Below are 15940 nucleotides of genomic sequence, written 5' to 3'. Positions count from 1 at the left end.
TAAATGGAAGAGAGGTTATTAGTGATCCTGCCTCATCCCGACGATGAATCGTTCGGAGCAGCAGGACTGATCGCTTTAAAACGGAAAGCAAACGTACCTGTCACGTATGCTTGCTGCACTTTAGGCGAAATGGGCCGCAGCATGGGAAAGCCTTTAATCGCCAATAGGGAGACATTAAAAGATATTCGAAAAAAAGAATTGGAGCAGGTCGCAAAAATTTTAAATATAAACGATTTACGAATGCTCGGCTATCGGGATAAAACATTGGAATTTGAAGATGAAGAAAAATTGGCAGACCACTTTGAACAGATCATCCGGGAAGTCAAACCGACCCTTCTTGTCACATTTTATCCTGGTTATGCTGTTCATCCAGATCACAACGCTTGTGGTGAGGCGGTTATTCGTGCGGTGAAACGCTTGAAAAGGGAGGAGCGTCCAACCGTTTATTGCATAGCTTTTTCAAACGATCGATTTGAACATATAGGCGAGCCGGATGTAGAAATCGATATATCTGAAGTTGCAGATATAAAAATACAGGCATTGAAGGCTCATCGATCGCAAACGTATTCCATCGTAGAAAAAATAGAAGAAGGAGGAAAAGACCTCCCTCAATTTCAACAATTTTTTCATAAAGAAACGTTCTGGATTTACCCATTTGATGATGAAAAATAAACGATCGAATAGGCTGCTTTGAAAATATTTACAATACAGGTCTATCATCCTCTTTTTTGAAAAAATGATGAATTTTATCTTATAATATAGTAAAATATGAAGAAAGTTGTCGATATAATAAGTAAGAAATTTTATTGTACGATAAACGAACATAGGATGTCTCATATGAGGAGGAAAGGCTGTATGAAGAAAAAAGTGTTGGGATTAACGACATCCGCGGTTCTTGGATCTTCGGTTTTCGCAGGAGTCGCTTCCGCTGAAACGATTCGAGTAGAAGCCGGGGATACTCTTTGGGGAATCTCGCAAAGATATAATACTACTGTTGTAAAGTTAAAAGAAGCAAATGGACTTACAAGCGATACAATATACATAGGTCAGGTTTTAAATATTCCTACAGAAGCATCGTCTTCTCCGAAAGCGAAAGTAACTGCTAATAATAAAACAGAGGCGGCTCCTAAACAAACTGGTTCGACATACACAGTGAAAAAAGGCGATACGTTATGGGGCATTGCCAAAAACAACGGAACGTCTGTCAGCGAATTAAAAAGGCTGAACGGATTAACCAGCGATTTAATTTATCCTGGCCAAGTGTTAAAACTATCTGGATCCAGCCAAGCTGTATCTAGCGAAAAGGTTAGCGCCAAAGAACAGGTGCAGGCGCCCAAACAAACCTCACAAACTTCAAATAAAGCAAGTTCACAAAATACATATACCGTCCAAAAAGGCGACTCTCTATGGAAAATTGCTGTAAAATTTAAATTAACCGTCAATCAATTAAAAGCTGCGAATAACCTTTCATCTGACGTTATTTATCCCGGCCAAGTATTGAAGCTGTCAGGCTCTTCAGCTGATAGTGCACGTCAAGTGAATTCCGGTACAAAAACGAATTCTGATTCATCTACTCAAAACGGCAAAGTTTTAGTTATGATTCAAGAAGCCAAAAAATTAGTTGGAGTTCCGTACAGATGGGGCGGAAATACGCCATCTGGTTTTGACTGCAGCGGATTTGTTTACTATGTATTAAACAAAGTGACATCCGTTTCTCGGTTAAGTACAGCCGGTTATTGGAACATGATGAAACCAGTAAGTTCACCAGATGTCGGAGATTTTGTATATTTTTCAACATATAAAGAAGGTCCTTCCCATATGGGAATCTATCTTGGAAATGGAGATTTCATTCATGCCGGATCAAGTGGCGTGCAAATATCGAATTTAAACCAAAAATATTGGAACGATCGATATTTAGGAGCCAGATCTTATTTTTAAAATTATATTTTGCGAGAATGAGAAACATGAAGCAATCAGCCGTTTGTTGGCTGATTGCTTTTTTAATCGGAAGAATGATAGAATCGTCTAATTTGCTGATACATCCATCTTACTGGAGATTTTGTATATGTATGAAATTTAGGGTTGTTAAAAATTTTCCGGCATTATTGACAAGAAATACAATTGTATATAAAAATTTATATTTTGCAACGAATTCAGCAAATGATATGGAATAATTTTAGAAAATAAGGCATACTCTGTTGATCTGAAGGAGGTGCTATAGGTATTGATTAGGAGCACGGTCATACAGGATATTACAGATATTGTAAATCTGTTCGGTGGGACGGACTCTACCATGTAAATATATTCAATTAATATCTACTAACATGAGGTGAAGAAGCTATTGGAAGTTAGTGAAATTTAAAGAAAACGTGAGAATTTTGAAGAAAATTAAAGTTTATAGAGGGAGGGCGAAATGATCCCAACACCATTTTATTATTATGCTTTTAGGCTGAGAAGTGATATCCAAGCTGTAAAGAATGCTTTACTTCCCCCTAAAACATCGGTCTGCTTGAGGGTCAAATCAATCGCTTACAAATAATAAAACGAGTGACTTGCGGACGACTGGATTATTTTTGTTAGAGAAACAGGTACTTTATCGATTGTGATAACTATTGCGAAATAACAAATATAAACTTGTTTTCAACCCTTACTCGTTTTCATAAAAAATTTCGTAAGAACCATATTTAAAATCATTTCTAAACAAAAGATCGAAGTCATCACGAGAAACCATGTCTTCTATCTACAACAATCATCTGGTAGACCGATTGATCATCCCTTGAAAGCAATGGTTAGATTTTAAAAAATTCTATACGAAAAAATCTTGTCTCAATCGAGGTGTAAATAGATATTGTTTTTGCACAAAAATTGTTTTATAATCATTATGGAATTAAATAAATAGCATCCTCATTCACCCGATGAGGTAGAGGTTGCGGCTTTTATGAGTACTGCGAACGAGATGCAGAGAACATTGAAGACTTCGCTGGAAAGGGAAAGCCGCCGAAGTTCGCACATTTCTCTGGATGTGCGGACTGGGGTTGCCACCGAACAGGGGCAGCACTGTCACGGTTTGCCTGAAGAAAAGCAGCCGTGGAGCGCTATCTTCACGGAAGGGTTGATACGGGTAATGTTTGTATTGCCGCCGAATCACCTTCGGCGGCTTTTTTGGTGCGCCCAGCATGGGTGTAATCTCTAGGGTGAAAGTCCCGAGCTGCAAAGGCAGAAGAGCAGTTAGCTTAACGCAAGAGGATGGTGCGGCTATTTTGCCTTGGCAGGTACGCCAAGTAAGTTCAAAGAATTTGGCGAATGGATCAGGCGAAGACTTCGAATGTGTTTATGGAAAGAGTGGAAAACGCTGAAAACAAGAATTCGGAAACTCAGAGGATTAAGTGTTCCAACGCATAAGCCATTCGAGTGGGGTAATACGCAAGAAATACTGTCGGATTGCCTGCAGTCCCATTCTACACAAAACCCTCGACAACTCCTACTGGAGTCGACAAGGGTTAAGAAGTCTATTCGAAAGATATCAATTTCTGCGTCATCTTAATTGAACCGCCGTATACTGAACGGTACGTACGGTGGTGTGAGAGGTCGGGGGTTAGTCACCCACTCCTACTCGATTATCACCCGGCTCCTTTCCATGACAAAGAAAAAAGGAGCGATGAAAACAATGGAAAGCGTTATTAAAAAGAAGGAAACAGCTACGACCGCCCATTCTTCGCCTAACCAGCTTCGACGCAAGCTAAAAACAAGGCATTTAACGATGATTTCTCTTGGTGGGACGATTGGCACTGGATTGTTTTTAGCCAGCGGTGGAGCAATTCATACTGCTGGGCCGGGCGGAGCGCTGGTAGCGTATATTGCAATTGGTATAATGGTGTATTTTTTGATGACCAGTCTTGCAGAAATGGCAGCTTATATGCCAGTTACTGGAACGTTTAGTACGTATGCAACTAAGTTTGTCGATCCTGCGCTCGGATTTGCTCTAGGATGGAATTACTGGTACAACTGGGCCATTACGATTGCCGCAGAGCTCTCTGCTGTGACTATAATTATGAAATTTTGGTTTCCTGATAGTCCTTCACTTTTATGGAGCGCTTTATGCTTAGTGGTTATGTTTCTGCTTAATTATTTATCCGTAAAAGGATTTGGCGAAGCAGAATATTGGTTTTCGCTCATTAAAGTAGTAACAGTCATTATTTTTCTTATTGTCAGCTTTTTAATAATTGTAGGTATTATGGGTGGTGAAGCGGTTGGATTTAAAAACTTCACCATCGGCGACGCTCCATTCCATGGTGGTTTCATGGCGACTCTCGGCATTTTTATGGCGGCGGGTTTTTCTTTCCAAGGAACAGAGCTGCTTGGAGTTGCAGCAGGTGAAAGCGAGGATCCGAAACGTAACATTCCTCGCGCCATTCGGCAAGTATTTTGGCGCATTTTGCTATTTTATATATTGGCTATTTTAGCAATCGGACTTCTTATTCCATATACGAATGAAAATCTAGCGAATAGCGATGTTACGGTCAGCCCGTTTACTCTCGTTTTTGACAAAGCTGGCATTGCGTTCGCTGCATCCGTTATGAATGCTGTCATTTTAACAGCGGTTTTATCAGCTGGAAACTCTGGTATGTATGCGTCTACTCGGATGCTTTGGGGGCTAGCAAAAGAGGGGAAAGCGCCAAAATTTCTGGCTAAGTTGAATCGCCGGGGAGTCCCTGTTAATGCATTGCTGGTTACTGCTTCATTAGGAACACTTGCTTTCTTGGCTTCGTTTTTTGGGGATGGGATCGTCTATGTATGGTTATTAAATGCTTCTGGTATGTCGGGGTTCATTGCATGGCTTGGCATTGCAATCAGTCACTATCGTTTCCGCAAAGCGTATGTTGCGCAAGGGAGAGATCTCCGTGATCTTCCTTACAAAGCAAAATGGTTTCCATTCGGACCGCTGTTTGCTCTGGTACTTTGCGCGGTCGTCATTTTGGGACAGAACTACAGGGCCTTCATGGGAGAATCAATCGACTGGTACGGTATTCTCGTTTCTTACATTGGATTGCCATTGTTTTTAGCAGTTTGGTTTGGCTATAAAATCGTGAAAAAGACAAAGGTCGTTCCTCTCGATGAATGTGAATTAGACTAAAAAGCCGCTTGAAAAGACGCATTAGTATCCAAAATCTGCACGTTCGGTGTTCAACGGATTTTGTATGCCATCACAACGACGAAAACGCTCGTATGGTGCAGGACAAGTGTAAACGAATGATGGTCCAATCAGAAAAGCCGCTCTTTCTTGATACGGAGCGGCATTCATCAGTTAAAGGGAAAGCTTCATCTTTTCCATCAAATGATTTGTTCTTTTTATTCCGATAATTAAGATTGTCTGTTCAGAGCTCCCAACATCCAGAGATGGGGGAATGGCGGAAAGGAGTCTTTCATTTGGTAAGATAGAAAACGATTGGATTGAATCCATTCCTCCCTATATAGATGTAACTTGACATGTTAACATCTGTATGGATATGTAGCTTGGACCGTTTTTCGACGGTCTGAAAATAGGTGTCTTTTCTTAATGTTGCCAAAATGTTAAATGATACATTTGAATTACAAGATCTATATATATAATTTTAACTAAGCTACTGGTATGCGAAAGTTGAGTTCAATATAAATAAATTTCTATATAATTTATTGATTTATAGGGGGCTGTCTAATAAGTCGATTTTTGGGCTTATAGACGCCCCTTTAACTTTTTTTAAAACGTTGATATATTCATGCTTATGATTTTCTGATTTGATGCATTTTGACTTTCTGGACAATCCCAGTAGTACAAACCACGTCTATGGTTTGTGCTGTCTGTAAAAATTATAATATTTTAAATTCAAAAGAATCTTAAAAATTAATGTGTTAAAAAAGGATATGATATAGTTATGTAGTGAAACAATATAAAAAAGAACGTGATGATTAGAAAGGAAATTTTTATGACGTCTTTAGAGCTTCATTTGCCAAAAGAAATAATAAATGTAATTGAATCTCGCAAAAAGCGGGTGCATTCTGATCAAGATCAAAGATTAATTGGACAAGGCGGTTTTTTGTCTGACGATCCAGTCATTTTGTATGATGCGCTGGTGGCATTGGCCCTTGGAAAAAATGTTTTGTTAAAAGGACCGACCGGTGCTGGGAAAACGAAACTTGCTGAAAAGCTGTCATCATTTTTTTCTCAGCCGATGCACAGCATTAACTGTTCAGTTGATCTTGATGCCGAAGCATTGCTTGGATATAAAACGATTGTCAATTCCAGCAATCAAACAGCCATTGAGTTTGTCGAAGGACCTGTTATTCAGGCGATGAAAAAAGGGCATTTTTTATATATAGATGAAATCAATATGGCGAAACCTGAGACATTGCCAATTTTAAATGGGGTGCTAGATTACCGGAGGCGGATCACGAATCCATTTACACAAGAGGTTGTGGCGGCGAAAGAGGGATTTGGTGTCATCGCAGCTATTAACGAAGGGTATGTAGGGACGGTTCCGTTAAACGAAGCGTTGAAAAACCGATTCGTCGTGATTGATGTTCCATATGTACAAAATGAAAAGTTAAAACAAGTGCTCACTGAGCAGTCTTCTTTAAAAGATGAAAAGCTGATAGAAAAGTTTCTCACATTATCCAGCGACATTATTACACAAGTAAAAATCGGGAAGGTTTCGGAAGAAGCAGCTTCCATCCGGGCTTTGATCGATGCCTGCGATTTGTCGGTTTATTTGCCCCCTTTAAGAGCGATTGAACGGGCCATTGCAGCAAAATTGGATGATGAGCTGGAAAAAAGAGCGATCATGAACATTGCAGAAACCGTTTTTGAGTGAGGGAAATCCGATGCATTATATAAAATTTAATGATGAAATCATAGATTCAATGTTAATGATGGAGCTGTCCGATTTAGCGCAAACATTGACAAAACGAAGAGATATCGATATCGCTTTTGCCGTTCAGTCTTACTTTCATCCAGCAGAACAAAAAATTTATATCAGCCATTTTTGGAACGATCGTGCGGAAGAAGACAAGCTTGCAGGATTTAAATCAGACATTTATTTGCGCGCAATTGGCAGCTATTATTATACGGATTTTCATCAAATTGCTGCATTTCATGATCTCGTTCGGACATTACATCATCAAAAATTTGCAAAACAGCTGTTGATGCTGCTTGAAGATGTCCGGATTGAAGAACTGGTTAAACGCGATCGTCCCGGGACAAAGCGCTATTTCCGCAAGCGGCTGAATATTTATAAAAAATATTACCGTGATCAGCTGAAAGCAAGCCTTGATCGGGGATTTGCAACCGATGCGCTCTTTGCGGCCCTGTATGAAATGGCTACGGCCACATCACCTGTTTTGAATGTACCAGAAATAAGCGTCCAAATAGATGAACTGCTGCCTTTCGTGAAGGAACAAGTGATGAACGTATACGATGCAAATAGCACGAAAGAAGTTTCCGATATTGTCCTGAAGACGATGGGGCTGTTGGATGAAGTGTTGAAAAAAGATTTGATCCATACTTATTTCATTTTGCCTGATTTATCGGAAAAAGATCTCCATACCTTGACTTTTGACGACATGAAACGAAAAGACCGGCTTCAAAATCAGGATGCACTGGATAATGTAAAAAAGGGCGATGAAGATCTTCATGATGAAAAAATGGCCATATGGCATCGTGAAACATCCACACCGACGAAAAGCTTTTTGCAATTTGATTTAGAACAAGGAACGCAAACGAATTTAATAGATGAACATGCAAGGCAAACTGAGACGGGAGATCAGGCGCTTGTGATTGTGGAAGGTTCAGCTAGACAGACTCAAAACAATTATTATGACGAAGTAAATGCTGATGAAAAGCTGCAAAAAGAAGTAGAGCAAGAAATACAACAACAACTCGGGAAGGAAAACAAGCATGCAAAAGCATATTTCCTGACGGCAAACATGCCAAAGGAAGCAGAAAAATCTGCGTATGAAAAGGAATTGCAGCAATTGATCGTGTACAAAAAACGTTTGCAGCGAATCATTCAAAAAACGCTTGAACATAAAAAGACATATCCAAAACAAGATGAACATTTCGGCAGATTGAATAAAAAGCTGTTGCGTCTATGGACGGATGAAAACCCGAAGCTTTTTTTCAAAAAAAGGAATCCTGCGAATGATCTTGACGGGGTGTTTACACTGCTCGTCGACTGCTCTGCATCCATGCACGACAAAATGGAAGAAACAAAACGAGGCATCATTTTGTTTCATGAAACGTTAAAGTCCGTTCGGGTTCCACATCAAATTGTCGGTTTTTGGGAAGACTCGGCAAACAGTACAGAAAACAACCAGCCGAACTATTTCAAAAAAGTAATCAACTTCGAAACTTCACTTAGCTCCAGCTCAGGACCAGAAATCATGCAGCTTTTGCCTGAAGAAGATAACCGCGACGGTTTTGCGATCCGGCATATGACAAACGAACTGCTTGCAAGAAAAGAGAAGCAAAAATTTCTTCTTGTTTTTTCAGACGGTGAGCCTGCTGCCTACGGATATGATCAAAACGGAATTGTCGATACACATGAAGCCGTAATGAATGCTCGAAAGCACGGTATAGAGGTGCTGAACATATTTTTATCCGCCGGAGCAGTTGAAGAAAGCAAAAGAAAGGTAATGAAAACGATTTATGGAAAACACAGCATCATGGTGCAAAATATCACAGAACTCCCGGACGTCTTGTTCCCGCTTTTGAAAAAATTGCTGCAAAAAACAATCGAATAAACCGCCAAAACATGGCAGAATACAACATGTATTCAAAAAATCAAGAAAATTATTATATAAAGATGCTAATTTTTAAGTAAATACTATTGGTCAATCTGATGAATAGTGTTAAAATAGCGGTGGAAGCGGTTATTTAAAAAAATATAGCTTGCTTCTTGTGGGATGGTGATGAGAATTTAAAAAAATTTTTTGTGGGGAAACAAAGCAGAAGAATTCTAATGATTAGTGATCATTGGGGGTTTTTAAGAAAATGGAAGAAACTTCGTCAAATTTAAAAATCGCATGGCGTGATTTTCACGGACCTAATTTAGGGTATGTCATGGACTTATATGAACAATATTTAGAAGATCCGAATTCTGTTGATGAAGAATTAAGAAACATGTTTGATGCTTGGGGGGCTCCTGAGGCTCTAACTGAACAATCTTATGTAAACTCCTCATCCACTGTAAGCAGAAATTTGTCTTATACGTTTGAAAAGCTGCAAAAAGTAGCAGCTGCTGTAAGGTTTGCAGAGGATATTCGGACATTTGGACATTTGGATGCTTCTATTTATCCTATGGGGATAAAACATAACGAAGAAGATGTTTTGAATGAATCAAGATACGGTCTGACGAAAGAGGACTTAATTGAAATACCGGCCAAATTGTTGAGTCCGTATACTCCTGATCATGTACACAACGGGTACGAAGCGATCCAATATTTAAAAGATGTTTATTCAAAATCGATTGCATTTGAATTTCAGCATGTCCACAATTTTGAAGAGCATGAATGGCTCAACGAAATGGTGGAATCTGGGAAAATTTTCAAAACTCTTTCAAAAGAGAAACGCATTTCTCTTTTGAAGCGATTAACAGAAGTTGAAGGATTTGAATCTTTTCTCCATAAAACATTTGTCGGCCAAAAGAGATTCTCCATTGAAGGTGTTGATATGCTCGTTCCGATGCTTGATGAGCTGATTTCTGAAGCTGTGAAAAGCGGAACGACAAATATAAACATCGGAATGGCGCATCGGGGCCGACTAAGCGTGTTGGCTCATGTGTTAGGAAAGCCATTTGAGCTTATTTTCTCTGAGTTCCAGCATGCACCGAACAAAGAATTGGTTCCGTCTGAAGGTTCAATCGGAATCAACTACGGCTGGACCGGAGATGTGAAATATCATTTAGGTGCGGACAGAAAAATTAAAGATCATAATGTTGTTCGTGCACGGCTCACGCTAGCGAACAACCCTAGCCATCTAGAGTTTGTGGATCCGATTGTGGAAGGGTATACACGTGCAGCCCAAGATAATCGTAATGTGCGCGGATATCCTGAACAAGATATTCACAAATCCATGGCTGTGCTGATTCACGGCGATGCAGCATTCCCTGGCGAGGGAGTCGTGGCAGAGACTCTTAACCTTAGTCAGTTAAACGGTTACAAAACCGGAGGAACAATCCACATTATCGCCAATAATATGATTGGATTTACGACGGAAAGCCATGATTCTCGATCAACAAAATATGCCAGCGACCTAGCCAAGGGCTTCGAAATTCCGATCGTTCATGTGAATGCGGATGATCCAGAAGCATGTTTGGCAGCTGTTTATATTGCCATTTTGTATCGCAATAAATTCCATAAAGATTTCTTAATTGATTTAATCGGATACCGCCGTTACGGGCATAACGAAATGGATGAGCCGATGGCGACAAATCCGTTGCTTTATGAAAAAATTAAGAAACATGAAACAATTTGCAAATTATATGCTAAACAGCTTGAAAGCGATGGAATTATTTCCTTAGAAGACGCAAGAAAGTTTGAACAAGAAGTGCAGGATCGGCTGAAAAAAGCATACGATAAAGTTCCAAAAAACGAACACCAAGAAGAGGAAATTCATATTCCAGAAACGGTCAGCCATGGTCTGCCCAAAATCGACACGACTGTGCCGGTGGATGTCCTTGACAAAATTAACAAGGAATTAATTACTTTCCCAGAAGGATTCACCGTTTTTAATAAATTGCAAAAAATTCTAGAACGCAGGGCAAAAGTATATGAAGAAGAAAGAAAAGTAGATTGGTCGCTTGCAGAAGCGTTCGCTTTTGCGACAATCTTGAGAGATGGAACTCCGCTTAGAATTACTGGACAAGATTCGGAACGCGGGACTTTTGCTCATAGACATTTAGTCTTGCACGATGTGAAAACAGGCAAAACCTTCTCGCCGCTGCATCGTTTGTCGGATGTTCAAGCATCGTTTGCGATTCATAACAGCCCGTTGTCTGAAGTTTCTGTATTGGGATTTGAATACGGATATAACGTATTTTCTCCGGAAACGCTTGTCATTTGGGAAGCACAATTCGGTGATTTTGCAAACGTTGCACAAGTCATATTCGATCAATTTATTTCAGCCGGCAGGGCAAAATGGGGACAAAAATCTGGACTCGTCATGTTGCTGCCGCATGGATATGAAGGCCAGGGACCGGAACATTCCAGCGGGCGTTTGGAACGGTACTTGACCCTTGCTGCAGAAAACAATTGGACGGTGGCAAATGTAACGACTGCTGCTCAATATTTTCATTTGCTAAGAAGACAAGCAGCGATTTTAACAAAAGAAGAAGTGCGTCCGCTCATCATTATGACGCCAAAAAGCTTGCTGCGTAATCCAAATACGGTTTCCGACGTTACAGAGCTGACTGAAGGTCAATTTCAACCGGTTATTGAGCAGCCTGGTTTAGGTCAAAATAAAGAAAAAGTAAAACGTTTAATTTTGTGCACTGGCAAAATATCGATAGAATTGGCGAATGGTCTGCAAAAATTAGATCAAAAAGATTTTCTTCATATTGTACGGGTGGAGGAAATTTATCCGTTCCCTGAAGAAGAAATTAAAGAGATTATAGAAAGATACCCTAACTTGCAGGAAATCGTCTGGGTGCAAGAAGAGCCGAAGAATATGGGATCGTGGATTTTCACATATCCGCAATTAAAATCTATTGTGGGTGATAAGCTCGCTGTTAAATATATTGGACGTCCAAGACGGTCAAGCCCTGCAGAAGGAGACCCGACAATTCACAAAAAAGAGCAGAGCCGAATCATAACAGAAGCGCTTACATGGAATGAATGAGGAGGAAATTTAAAAAATGGCTGAAATTAAAGTTCCAGAACTAGCAGAATCCATTTTAGAAGGTACAATTTCTCAATGGTTGAAAAAACCTGGCGATAAAATTGAAAAAGGCGAATACATTCTTGAGCTGGAAACCGATAAGGTCAATGTTGAAATTACTGCTGAACATGCTGGTGTTTTAAAAGAAGTATTTAAAAATGAGGGCGATGTTGTCGAAGTTGGCGAAGTCATCGGAATCATCGATGAAGGCGCAAGTGAAGCTCCACAGGCAAGCAGCCCTCAGCCAGAACAAAAAGTAGAAGCCGCTCCAGAGCAAAATCTAGAGGAGCAAACAGTTCAAGTGGAATCGGAAGAACAGTCTGCAGGCAAACCGCGCCCAATCGCAACACCTGCAGCAAGAAAGCTTGCACGTGAAAAAGGAATCGACTTATCGGCCGTGCCGACGGCTGATCCGCTCGGTCGTGTTCGCAAACAAGATATTGCATATTATGAAGCGCCAAAAGCGGAAGAAAAAGCCCCTAATAAACCAAAACCAGAACCGCAAGAAACACAAAAGGCAACGGTTGCAGATCAGAAGCCTGTGGAACGGATCAGAATGTCCCGCAGAAGACAAACCATTGCCAAACGTCTAAAAGAAGTTCAAAATACAGCAGCTATGCTGACAACCTTTAATGAAGTGGATATGACAGCAGTTATGAACATCCGCAAACGGAGAAAAGATCAATTTTTTGAGGAGCATGATGTTCGTTTAGGCTTTATGTCCTTCTTTACAAAAGCAGTTGTCGCAGCCTTGAAAAAATTCCCTCTACTGAATGCGGAAATTCAAGGCGATGAAATTGTGTTGAAAAAATATTATGATATTGGAGTAGCTGTTTCTACAGATGAAGGTTTGGTTGTTCCTGTTGTAAGAGATGCAGATCGTTTAACATTTGCTCAAATCGAGCAAGAAATTGCCGATCTTGCAGCAAAAGCGAGAGCAAATAAACTTGCGCTTTCGGATCTGCAAGGAGGAACATTTACGATAACAAACGGCGGTATTTTCGGATCTTTATTGTCAACACCGATTTTAAATGGACCTCAAGTCGGTATTTTAGGGATGCATAAAATCCAGCTTCGCCCAGTTGCGATTGACGAAGAGCGCATTGAAAACCGTCCGATGATGTATATTGCTTTATCATATGACCACCGTATTATTGACGGAAAAGAAGCTGTCAGCTTCTTGGCAACTGTCAAAAAGCTGTTGGAGGATCCAGAGCAGCTCTTGCTGGAAGGGTAAATCACTAATGAAGGAAGAACGCATTCCGCGTTCTTCTTTTCATATGAAAACGAACGAATGAAGGAGTGGCAAACATGAATCATCTATCATGGAAAAACAAAAAAGCGAATAAAAAAGTTGTATGTTTACATACAAATGCAAAAAAGTATATGGTAAATAATGTATTGACACCTGGACAAACTTATGATGTCTTGAACGAAACGGAAGAGTATTATTTTATTATCGACAATTCCGGAAAAGTAGGCGGATTTTACAAGGAATATTTTGAAGAGGCAAAATAGCTAATCATCCCTTTATTTTTTCTTTCCTTTTTGAGAGGAGGTGTTGTTCGTGTTCGTTTATACTGAAGAGGATATTCGCAACATTGACAATCTGGCAGAAAAAAATGGCCTTTCTTCTATTGTGTTGATGGAAAACGCCGGGCGCTCTTTATTTCAAAAGCTTGTTTCGTATGTAAAAAAAGATGATCGCATTTTAATATTGTCCGGTAAAGGCAACAACGGCGGAGATGGAATTGTTTTGGCCAGATATTTAAAACAAAACGGCTACCATGCCGATCTTTCTTTTCCGCTTGGGGCACCGAAAAGTGAAGCAGCGAAGCATCATTTCGCTTTTTATAAAAACAGCGGTTTTCTCGAAACAGCCGAATATGAACAAAATCATTACCAAGTCATCGTTGACGCTTTGCTGGGGGTCGGTGCAAGGCATCCGCTAAGAGATGATGTGAAAAACATCATTGAATGGATTAATGGACAAAACGCTTTTGTCGTTTCCGTTGATGTTCCTTCAGGAGTTTTATCCGACTCCGGAGAAGCGCCAATAGCGGTTAAAGCAAACGTCACCATCAGCATCCACGGATATAAGCGATCAGCCTTTTTGCTGCCTTCTTCATCTTTTTACGGAAAAAAGGAAGTTGTGTCCATCGGCCTGAAGGAAGAAGGGAAATGGAAGGTCTGGACAGAAAAAGATGTGAAGCAAACATGGCCGAACCATCCGTCTTTTTCCCATAAAGGCACTTTTGGAACAGGCTATTTAATTGCTGGCTCCGACGAAATGCCGGGAAGTGTGCTTCTTGCTGCGAAGGGAGCTATGAGGGCAGGAATTGGCAAGCTTGTGATCGGCACAACACCATTTGTAGCCGGTGCCATCGCCGGGCAAATTCCTGAAGCAACTTATTTTTTTGAAGGTCTTATAAAAGCAGGAGATGGTGAATTCCCGGAAAAGCTGTCAGTATGTGCAATTGGACCAGGTATCGTTCCTGGAGAAGAGACCGAAAAAGCCATTCAATCCATCTTACAAAACGATTGGCCTGTTGTGCTGGATGCCGGTGCGTTACATAAACGCACATATCCGAAAAATAGACAACATCCTATTGTGTTAACACCGCATCCGGGTGAATTTAGCCGTTTAATCGATCAGCCGATCAGCTATATACAAAAGAACAGAATCGAAGCTGCTTCTAAATTTGCCGTTGAAGAAAATGTCATTGTTGTTTTAAAAGGCCAATATACAGTGATTGCATTTCCGGATGGAACAGGAATGATCAATCCAACTGGAAACATTGCTTTGGGCAAAGGCGGGAGCGGAGATGCATTAACGGGAATCATCGCTGCTTTTTTGTCCTATTATGAGAACAAAAAAGCAGCTGTGGCAAATGCAGTCTATTTACACGGTTTATGTGCAGATCTGTTTGTAAAAACGAAAGGTGTAAGATCAATGCTTGCGGGCGATATTCCAGACATTTTGCCGGAAGTGATGAAACGATTCGAATAGCCTTATCAATATGGCTTCCAAATGACTTTTTTTGCAGTTTGAAATCTTTGTTCCACTTCTGGCCAGTTGACGATTTTCCAAAAATTATCGATATATTTTTGCCGATCGTTTTTATATTGCAAGTAGTATGCATGCTCCCAAACATCTAATACAAGAAGAGGAATGACATCCCATTGGCTTAAGTTTTGATGCTTTTCCGCCTGCAATATTTCCAATCTTCTTGAACGGGGGGACCATACTAATATCGCCCAGCCTCCGCCTTCGATTGCTTTTGCAGCTTCGCTGAAATGCTTTTTAAATGCTTGAAAGCTTCCAAATGAATTTTTGATCGCTTCCTTTAATTCACCTTTTGGCTCGCCCCCGCCTTTTGGATTCATGACATTCCAAAAAATTGTATGCAAATAGTGGCCTGCCCCATTGAAAGCTGCTTCCCGTTCCCAATGTTTAATCAATGAAAAATCTCCTGTTCTCCGTGCTTTTTCCATTTCGATTTCCGCCTTGTTTAAACCGTCTACATAGCTTTGATGGTGTTTCAAATGGTGAAGCCTCATGATTTCTTCTGAAATATACGGCTCAAGCGCATTGTATCGATAGGGAAGAGGAGGGAGCTTATGTTGTCCTATCGGCACAGCCAAAGACCGGTCATCTTCACCTTCAATAAATAATCTGAATTCATCATACAATTGATTCGCCTGTTCATAAAGTTCGCTTTCTGAAACGGACTCGGCTTTGTCCAGCTCTGTTTTGAAACGGATTATTTTTTCCTCGAATTCGCTTGCAAAAGGGTGTTCTGAAATGATGTTTCCATAAAGATCATCACACCATTTTTTTAATTCATTAATATACGATTCACTCAAGACAACAAAATCCTCCTTTTCATTCAATCGTCCAGAATACTATATGAAGCAATTTGAAAAAGGGTGAACTAAAAGAAGCGCGTCTTTTTTTAGATGGAAGAGGGGAGCTCCTTAAAGCGGTTTTTCACCAATTAAAAACGGATGATTTTTTGAAGACGTGCATTT

General features: G+C 40.3%; 10 protein-coding genes, 1 pseudogene and 1 riboswitch. Of the genes and pseudogenes, 10 read left to right on the top strand and 1 reads right to left on the bottom strand.

Annotated elements, in window-relative coordinates:
* Positions 1-3 precede the first annotated feature (3 nt).
* The 10 genes and pseudogenes from bshB2 (at position 4) to NSQ94_RS10660 (ending at position 14918) form a co-directional block, all read left to right on the top strand.
* The gene (bshB2, locus tag NSQ94_RS10705; RefSeq protein WP_063389702.1) at positions 4-672 is read left to right on the top strand and encodes a bacillithiol biosynthesis deacetylase BshB2; all 669 of its coding nucleotides are present in this window, start codon (positions 4-6) and stop codon (positions 670-672) included.
* Between the two features lie 183 nt (positions 673-855).
* A complete protein-coding gene (locus NSQ94_RS10700; RefSeq protein WP_144596990.1) occupies positions 856-1938 on the top strand; it encodes a peptidoglycan endopeptidase in 1083 nt (360 codons plus the stop codon).
* A 975-nt stretch (positions 1939-2913) separates the two neighbouring features.
* Positions 2914-3106: riboswitch (Lysine riboswitch) on the top strand.
* A 138-nt stretch (positions 3107-3244) separates the two neighbouring features.
* Positions 3245-3548: pseudogene (locus NSQ94_RS10695) on the top strand (group II intron maturase-specific domain-containing protein); the annotation flags it as partial.
* Between the two features lie 119 nt (positions 3549-3667).
* Entirely contained in the window at positions 3668-5134 is a 1467-nt protein-coding gene (locus tag NSQ94_RS10690; RefSeq protein WP_066250317.1) for an amino acid permease, read from the top strand.
* Between the two features lie 808 nt (positions 5135-5942).
* Complete coding sequence (locus NSQ94_RS10685) at positions 5943-6848, top strand: MoxR family ATPase (RefSeq protein WP_339229031.1); 906 nt, start codon at positions 5943-5945, stop codon at positions 6846-6848.
* Between the two features lie 10 nt (positions 6849-6858).
* Positions 6859-8775, top strand: coding sequence for a hypothetical protein (locus tag NSQ94_RS10680; protein WP_327873862.1), 1917 nt, complete (start codon positions 6859-6861; stop codon positions 8773-8775).
* A 250-nt stretch (positions 8776-9025) separates the two neighbouring features.
* Positions 9026-11869 carry a 2-oxoglutarate dehydrogenase E1 component gene (gene sucA / locus NSQ94_RS10675; RefSeq protein ID WP_063389707.1) on the top strand — a complete coding sequence of 948 codons (2844 nt, stop codon included), beginning with the start codon at positions 9026-9028 and terminating at the stop codon, positions 11867-11869.
* A gap of 16 nt (positions 11870-11885) precedes the next feature.
* A complete protein-coding gene (odhB, locus tag NSQ94_RS10670; protein ID WP_130157576.1) occupies positions 11886-13145 on the top strand; it encodes a 2-oxoglutarate dehydrogenase complex dihydrolipoyllysine-residue succinyltransferase in 1260 nt (419 codons plus the stop codon).
* A gap of 74 nt (positions 13146-13219) precedes the next feature.
* Positions 13220-13426, top strand: coding sequence for a DUF6501 family protein (locus tag NSQ94_RS10665; RefSeq protein WP_063389709.1), 207 nt, complete (start codon positions 13220-13222; stop codon positions 13424-13426).
* Between the two features lie 49 nt (positions 13427-13475).
* Complete coding sequence (locus NSQ94_RS10660) at positions 13476-14918, top strand: NAD(P)H-hydrate dehydratase (RefSeq protein ID WP_311067247.1); 1443 nt, start codon at positions 13476-13478, stop codon at positions 14916-14918.
* A 5-nt stretch (positions 14919-14923) separates the two neighbouring features.
* Here the strand turns inward: NSQ94_RS10660 and NSQ94_RS10655 are convergent, their stop codons facing one another.
* Positions 14924-15775, bottom strand: a complete 852-nt coding sequence (locus NSQ94_RS10655) for a superoxide dismutase (protein WP_339229030.1) — start codon at positions 15773-15775, stop codon at positions 14924-14926.
* Positions 15776-15940: the final 165 nt, after the last annotated feature.

This window comes from Aeribacillus sp. FSL K6-2833 (assembly GCF_037965815.1).
Lineage (GTDB): Bacteria > Bacillota > Bacilli > Bacillales > Aeribacillaceae > Aeribacillus > Aeribacillus composti.
Note: the sequence above shows the minus strand (reverse complement) of the source record. Positions and strands in the feature narration are given on the sequence as shown.